The sequence below is a fragment of the Brevibacterium iodinum ATCC 49514 genome, from assembly GCF_900169265.1.
GTDB classification, from domain to species: Bacteria; Actinomycetota; Actinomycetes; order Actinomycetales; family Brevibacteriaceae; genus Brevibacterium; species Brevibacterium iodinum.
In genome coordinates, this window is the sequence record NZ_FXYX01000046.1 from 1 (window position 1) to 6,639 (window position 6,639).

General features: G+C 58.4%; 6 protein-coding genes. 2 read left to right on the forward strand and 4 right to left on the reverse strand.

The features are described 5' to 3' along the window. Window positions 1-116 precede the first annotated feature (116 nt). Genes BI49514_RS16000 through BI49514_RS16015 form a run of 4 tightly spaced genes read right to left on the reverse strand, consistent with a single transcriptional unit; the run spans window position 117 to window position 4,191 of the window. Window positions 117-1,379 (reverse strand): MFS transporter, encoded by a 1,263-nt coding sequence (locus BI49514_RS16000; protein WP_101547446.1) that lies wholly within the window; start codon window positions 1,377-1,379, stop codon window positions 117-119. A 31-nt stretch (window positions 1,380-1,410) separates the two neighbouring features. Continuing rightward, entirely contained in the window at window positions 1,411-2,622 is a 1,212-nt protein-coding gene (gene dgoD, locus BI49514_RS16005) for a galactonate dehydratase (RefSeq protein WP_338063788.1), read from the reverse strand. Next, window positions 2,604-3,218: a 2-dehydro-3-deoxy-6-phosphogalactonate aldolase gene (locus BI49514_RS16010; RefSeq protein WP_101547448.1), complete on the reverse strand. Its 615-nt coding sequence runs from the start codon at window positions 3,216-3,218 to the stop codon at window positions 2,604-2,606. The genes dgoD and BI49514_RS16010 overlap by 19 nt, the downstream gene beginning before the upstream one ends. After that, window positions 3,211-4,191 carry a 2-dehydro-3-deoxygalactonokinase gene (locus BI49514_RS16015; protein WP_167443958.1) on the reverse strand — a complete coding sequence of 327 codons (981 nt, stop codon included), beginning with the start codon at window positions 4,189-4,191 and terminating at the stop codon, window positions 3,211-3,213. Before BI49514_RS16015 ends, BI49514_RS16010 begins: the two co-directional genes overlap by 8 nt. A 76-nt stretch (window positions 4,192-4,267) precedes the next feature. Here BI49514_RS16015 and BI49514_RS16020 point away from each other — a divergent pair, with 76 nt between their 5' ends. After that, the gene (locus BI49514_RS16020) at window positions 4,268-5,041 is read left to right on the forward strand and encodes an IclR family transcriptional regulator (RefSeq protein WP_101547450.1); all 774 of its coding nucleotides are present in this window, start codon (window positions 4,268-4,270) and stop codon (window positions 5,039-5,041) included. A gap of 678 nt (window positions 5,042-5,719) precedes the next feature. Beyond that, on the forward strand, window positions 5,720-6,487 hold the full coding sequence (locus BI49514_RS16420) for a hypothetical protein (RefSeq protein ID WP_145996249.1): 768 nt from the start codon (window positions 5,720-5,722) through the stop codon (window positions 6,485-6,487). Window positions 6,488-6,639: the final 152 nt, after the last annotated feature.

A 6,639-nucleotide genomic window follows, 5' to 3' on the forward strand; every position in this document is an offset into this window, starting at 1 on the left:
GGGTCATTCCATCGTCCAAGAGCTCGAGCGCTGATTGCTTGAACTCATCGGTGTAGATCTTTGGCATGACTTCTATCCTTCCTGGAATTTATCCAGTCGTGAAGTCAACCAAACCTTCAGCAGTCCCCTGCGACTACGGCGCCGAGGACAAATGGAACAAGGTAGGACCCGGTACTCGTCACCAAGACTCCGGTGAGCCAAGGCGAGAGTGACCCAGCAAAGTAGCCACCGAAATTCTGGATTGACCCGAGTGAAGCAACTCGGCTTCCAGCAACGACGTCCGCAGGGATAGACCAACCCACTGCACTCAATGCACCGCAGAAGAACAGAGCGAGGCTCATTGCGGAGAGTTGCAGGGTGAAATGCCCCGTGGTGATTCCGACGAGGATCGAACAGATAGCTAATGCTGCTCCATAGACCGCAGCAATCTGTCGCTTACAGGCAAGCGGAGCTAGATGTGTCCGGATCTTCGAATACTTCGTAGTGAACCAGCCGCCGAGGATACCGCCCACACCGCCTACTGCGAAGGGTATTGCGGTGTACCAGCCCAACGCTGCGTCGGCGACGGAATAGATGTCGTTGAGCATGAGCGGAAGGAAGGTGACGAAAATATTGAGTGTCCAGACCACTGCGACGAACCCCAGTACCATCGCCCACGTCTGTGGTTGAGTAAAGAGCCGTAGCCACGGAATGTGCCCTACAGGTGCGTGGCTGTCCTCCTCTCTGGCGCGGATGTGTGCGAGTTCTGTTGCCGAGACTCTGCGATCATGTTCCGGAGATCGGTAGAAGACCCAGAATCCGATAGCCACTACGATTCCGAGGACACCGAGGATGATGAACATTGCCCGCCACCCGAACCCAAGAATGAGATAAGTCAGTATTGGTGGTGCCACGGCTGGCCCCCATTTACTTCCAGAGTCATAAACTCCGACAGCGGCACCGCGTTCCCTCGGTGGGAACCATTCCGCGACAATCTTCGCTGAGGTGGGTGAAACCGGTGATTCGAAGATTCCAAGCAAGACGCGTGAAGTCATGAAATGCCACATGTGGTGGCCGACCGCCATAAGCGCGGTTGCGATCGACCAGAACCCTAGAGCAATAATGTAAACAGGCTTCGCTCCGAGACGGTCGCTTAACCACCCAGCTGGCAATTGGAAGAACGCGTATGTCAATGAAAACGCGGTTCCTAGCAACCCAATGTCCGCCGCAGTCAAGCCGAGTTCGTCGATCATGTGCGGTGCGGCAATCGAAAGTGACGATCGATCCATGTAATTGATCATCATGGCGGCCAGCAACCATCCGAGAACCCACCACCTGACACGACCTGGTGATTTCCTCAGGCGTCCTTCTGGCAGCACAACTGCTCTTTGATTCGTCATTGAAAATCCCGTCCTTTCCTGAGCCCCTGAGTCACCATTCCGCGAAAGAGCCGTCAGCGTGCCGCCAGATCGGGTTGCGCCACCGGTGGCCCTCAGCCGAGCGCTCGATGACGTACTCCTCGTTCACCTCGATGCCCAAGCCTGGACCATCCGGGATCGTGATCATGCCATTGTCGTAGTCGAACACCGACGAATCGGTGACGTAGTCGAGCAAGTCGTTGCTCGTGTTGTAGTGGATCCCCAGGCTCTGTTCCTGGATGAAGGCGTTGTAGCTGCTGGCATCGACCTGCAGGCAGGAGGCGAGTGCGATCGGCCCCAGCGGGCAGTGCAGTGCGAGTGCCACATCGTAGGCTTCGGCCATCATCGCAATCTTCCGCGTCTCGGTGATACCACCGGCGTGGGAGACATCCGGCTGGATGATGTCGACGGCACCGGAGGCGACCACCTCACGGAAGTCCCACCGAGAGAAGAGCCTCTCCCCCAGCGCGATCGGCGTCGGTGTGTTCGCCATGACGTCGCGGAGTGAACCGAAGTGTTCGGAGAGCACCGGTTCTTCGATGAAGAGCAGCCGGTAGGGTTCGAGTTCCTTGATAAGTACCTTAGCCATCGGTTTGTGCACGCGGCCGTGGAAGTCGACACCGATGCCGAAATCCTCACCTGTGGCCTCCCGGATCGCCTGGACGTTCTCGATGACCTGGTCGACCTTGGTGCACGAGTCGATGAACTGCAGCTCCTCGGTTGCGTTCATCTTCACCGCGGTGAACCCGCGGTTCTTCGTCTCGAGTGCGGCTGCCGCGGTGTCGCCTGGACGGTCCCCGCCGATCCACGAGTAGGTGCGGATCCGATCCCGGACCTTCCCACCGAGCAGCTGATGCACAGGTTGGCCAAGCGCCTTACCCTTGATGTCCCACAGTGCCTGATCGATTCCGGACATCGCACTCATGAGGATGGGACCACCGCGGTAGAAGCCACCGCGATACATGATCGTCCACAGGTCCTCAATGTTCGCAGGATCCTTGCCGATGAGCAGGTCGGAGAGCTCATCAACGGCGGCAGCAACCGTGGCTGCCTTGCCTTCGATGATGGGTTCACCCCACCCAACGATCCCTTCATCGGTTTCGATCTTGAGGAACAGCCACCGAGGCGGCACTGTGTACGTCGTCATCGACGTGATCTTCATTGGTCTGGCCTTTCGTTCGGGTGTTGACGGTGATGGAGCGGTGTTCAGTTGGTGTGCACCCACGCCGAGGCGATCGCCTCGGCTCGCACGCGTACGTCATCGGGGCGGTCGCCTCGGCGATAGAGGGAAGAACCGAGGCCGAGGCCGGCTGCGCCAGCCTTTCGCCATTCGGCGGCATTGTCGGCTCCTACTCCCCCGACGGGGAAGAGCTCGGCGCCGGCAGGCAGCACCTCACTCCAGGCCCTCATCCCGCTGATCCCCACCGCCGAAGAGGGGAAGAGTTTGACCTTGGTGGCACCGGCCTTGATGGCAGCGAACGCCTCGGTCGGTGTCGCGGCCCCCGGGTACGGGGTGAGGCCCATCCCGAGCGCGGTTCGGATGACTTCAGCATCTGTGTCGGGTGCGACGATGATGCGGGCACCGGCTCGCTTGCAGTCGCGGACCTGGTCGGCGGTGAGCACGGTGCCGGCACCGATCTCCAGGTCGTTGCCGAACCGTTCGACCAGCGCGGCGATCGAATCGAGGGGGTCGGGCGAGTTGAGCGGAACCTCGATGGCGGAGAACCCGGCGGCGACGATGCCCTCGGCGATGTCGAGGACTTCGTCGGGGCGGACACCGCGAAGGATGGCGATGAGGCCGGAGGGGACAGTTTCAGGCATGAGTGTGCTCCTTGGTCGGTACGAGGCCGGATTGTACGGCGATGCGAAAAAGACCTGTGGCAGCCGCACGCGGATTCGCGTTGATCGTCTCTCGGCCCGCTCGGTGCAGTGCTCGGGTGTAGCGCTTCGTCAGATCCGTGGTCCCGCAGACGATGACGGGGGCGCTCGACTCGGCAACCACGGTGAGCTGGTGAGCCACCTCGGCGCCGATGAGCATTCCCGAGAGATACTCGTTGACTTCTTCGGCACGCAGACGCCCGTCGAGAACCCAGGTTCGGGCGGAGAAGATTGAGGAGGTCACGGCGGCGGGGTTGTCGCCTCCGACGTTCAGTCCCCAGTCGAAGGCCTCGGAGTGGAAGCCTGCGGTGGGTTCGGCGAGGCGGCTGAGGATTGATGAGGTGCTGAGCAGGCCGAAGAGCTCTCCGCTCATCGAGGTGGTGAAGTCGGTGACGCGTTGTCCTTGGCAGCTCACCCATTTGGTGTGTGTGCCGGGCAGGATCACCGTGCTGAGTTCGCTCTGTTCTGTGTCGAGGAGGCCGAGCAGTTGCGTCTCTTCCCCGCGGATCACATCGGGAGCAGTCGCCTTGGTCGGAGTCTTCTGCAGGCCGGGAACGATGTGGAGGTCACCGGTCGTCAGTTCGACCGTCGTCAGTTGCCCGCCCATGTCGCCGAGGTCGGCGGGCAACTCGAGGTAGCCTGCCTCGGCGACGCCCTGTGTTGAGCCGATCATTCCGCAGGCGAGCATCGGCAGGGGGCCGTAGGTGGTCAGCCAGTCGCCAACCGCGGCTTCAGCGATTCGGGAGAAGTCGCCTCGGAGATCTGTGGTGTCGGAACTGACGGCCATGATGCCGTCGGAACCGTTGCGTTCAGCGAGGACCTGTCCGTCGCTGCCGATGAGGAAGGCTCTCAGAGAGCTTGTCCCCCAGTCGAGGCCGATCATCTGTGGGGCCTCGGGTGGTGCCAGATTTGCCATAGAAGCCACTATGAGCACGTGTTCCACCATGCGCCACCTGTGTCCCTATATGTGGGATGGGTGACATACTGGGGTGATGATCGAGGATTCTGGAACTGTTATCGGCGAAGCCATTCCGCAGGGCACTCAGACCCTGGCCAGAGGGCTGCGGATCGTCAGCGCCGTCGCTCATGGCTCGACGACGCTGAAGTCGATCGTTGATTCGACGGGTATCGGTCGGTCAAGTGCACACAGGATGATCCAGCTGTTGGTGCAGATGGGGTATCTGCGGCATGGGTCGCCGGGAGAGTTTCGGCTCGGGCCGACGCTGATCGAGTATGGTTTCACCGCGCTCAATCAGGATCCGCTGCCGGTCGTAGCCAGGGAGAGCCTAGAGGCGTTGGCTGAACGGACTCAGGACACGATCCATCTCTCGGTCGAGGATGGTGAGTCGGTGCTCTATCTCCATAAGATCCCAGGTACCCGTGGGGCCGAGATGCGCTCACGCATCGGCCACAGGATGCCGATGACTCGCACCGGTGTCGGCAAGGCGCTGCTGCTTGGGCAGGATGACCGGTGGGAGCGTTTGTTCGTTGCAGAGAACCCTGGTGCGGACTCCCCTGCGGTGGATGCATTCGTCAAGCGGATGCAGGGCTACACCCGCGACGGAGCCTCACTCGATCTCGAGGAGAATGAGCCGGGGATCCGGTGTGTGGCTGCTCCGGTTCGGGACGGCAGCGGAGACATCGTCGCCGGAATTTCACTGTCGGCGACGCGTCCCTTCATGCCGAAGGATCGGATGCAGGCGTTGGTGCCGGTGATGAAGGCTGCGGCGAAAGAGATCTCGGTGAAGTTGGGGTATCGGCAGTAAGACGAAATGAAGACAATCACTCCGGGTGCGTGTCGACCGAAGTCCTACGATTATGGAGTGACCTCAAGCGCACCCATCACACGTACAGAATACCTATCTTGATCGCCGAAATAGATGTTTGGTTCTGCGCGCCTCCGTTACTCGCCAGCAGGTGAATATCTCAATGTCTTCAGTACGACCCTTTCCAAGTACCACCGACAGCCGCGGCGTCGAGCGCCGTCGCTCGCCGCGCAGTCGTCCGCTTTACAAGGCGAACTCATGATCAGCTCGCTCAGACGTACGAGGCGCTCTCAAACGCAGGACATTTGAGAATGAACTCTCGACATTTCCGCATTCAATATCAGTCAGACTGGGGCTAGAAGAATTCCCCCCAAGCAGTCTGTCGAAGCTACCGTTACGTACGAGCACAGGAAGGCCGCACTCACTTGATGAAAAGAACAAGTTCGCTCTACCGGTCAAAGATCGCTGAACATCACCGCCAACTACTTAGACGTGGTCCAGTTGCACCGTTCGTCGTTGACGAGTGGGCCGTTATGACTAGAAAGAACCTCAAACATAACTGTCCAAGACGCCGCTACACATTTCGAACAATACTGTTCTCCCGCGACAGTAGGCGCCTGGGCCGACGCAATCGCAGGAACTCCCAGTGGCAAAGCGCTCAATTACGCTAGACAGCAAGTGATGCGGACATTCCAACAGGCAACTTGGGAGCAAAAATTGGAAGCCGTATGCCAAACTCTTCACGTCGATTCTTCGAGTACTGTGCCAGACGTTGTGTGGACTGCCGAAGAGTTCAACTCCACGGCAGTCGAATCACTTGCAAAATCTGTAGCCACGATTCCAAACAGTATCCTCTCCAGCAAACAGCGAAAGAAAGCATCGAGAGCACTGCAAATCCTGAACCTCGACGAACTCTCAGATGCACTTACAGCAGAACCGAATACCGTCAACCATTCTATTCATTCGATTAAGACAGTTTCACCGCTAGATTTGTTAAATAATCCCAATATGACGCCTGCTGAGAATGCACACGAGACCATTGAGAGCAAGACACTACCTTCGAATGCAATTCCCATTGCCGCGATCGTACTTCGAACACCAGAGTGCCGCGACATCGAGAATTACTTTTCGCAGTTTCGCCCGGCCTCGATCTCGTCGGACACTCTTTACTTGGCGTCTGAGCTAACACACAGACCAAAGTGGGTTGTAATATTAGAAGATACGATAAAACTCCGAATTCAAGGCAAAAAATCAACTATTAGCAGAATTGACGCTACGTCAACCAGCCACCAAATCGAGGTTTCATTTCACCTTCAAGATAGTCCACCAACCATTAGAACAGCGCGGGTTCCAATCCGGGCGGTGGACCGAAAACACTCATCCAACACTGTTACTCACACAGCTTTAGTGCTGCTGGACTTGCTATTTTGGGCTCTTCGTAATTGAGAGTGTAGATCGGTGATTCCAGGACACGGCGAGTCGCTGCGCGGATAGACGTCGAGGTCTTCCGATGATGGAAGTTCTCACACAATCCATCCGAAAGACCTCGACGTGGCCAAGCCTACTTTCTCGACCCCTGACCTCACGACATTCTGCCG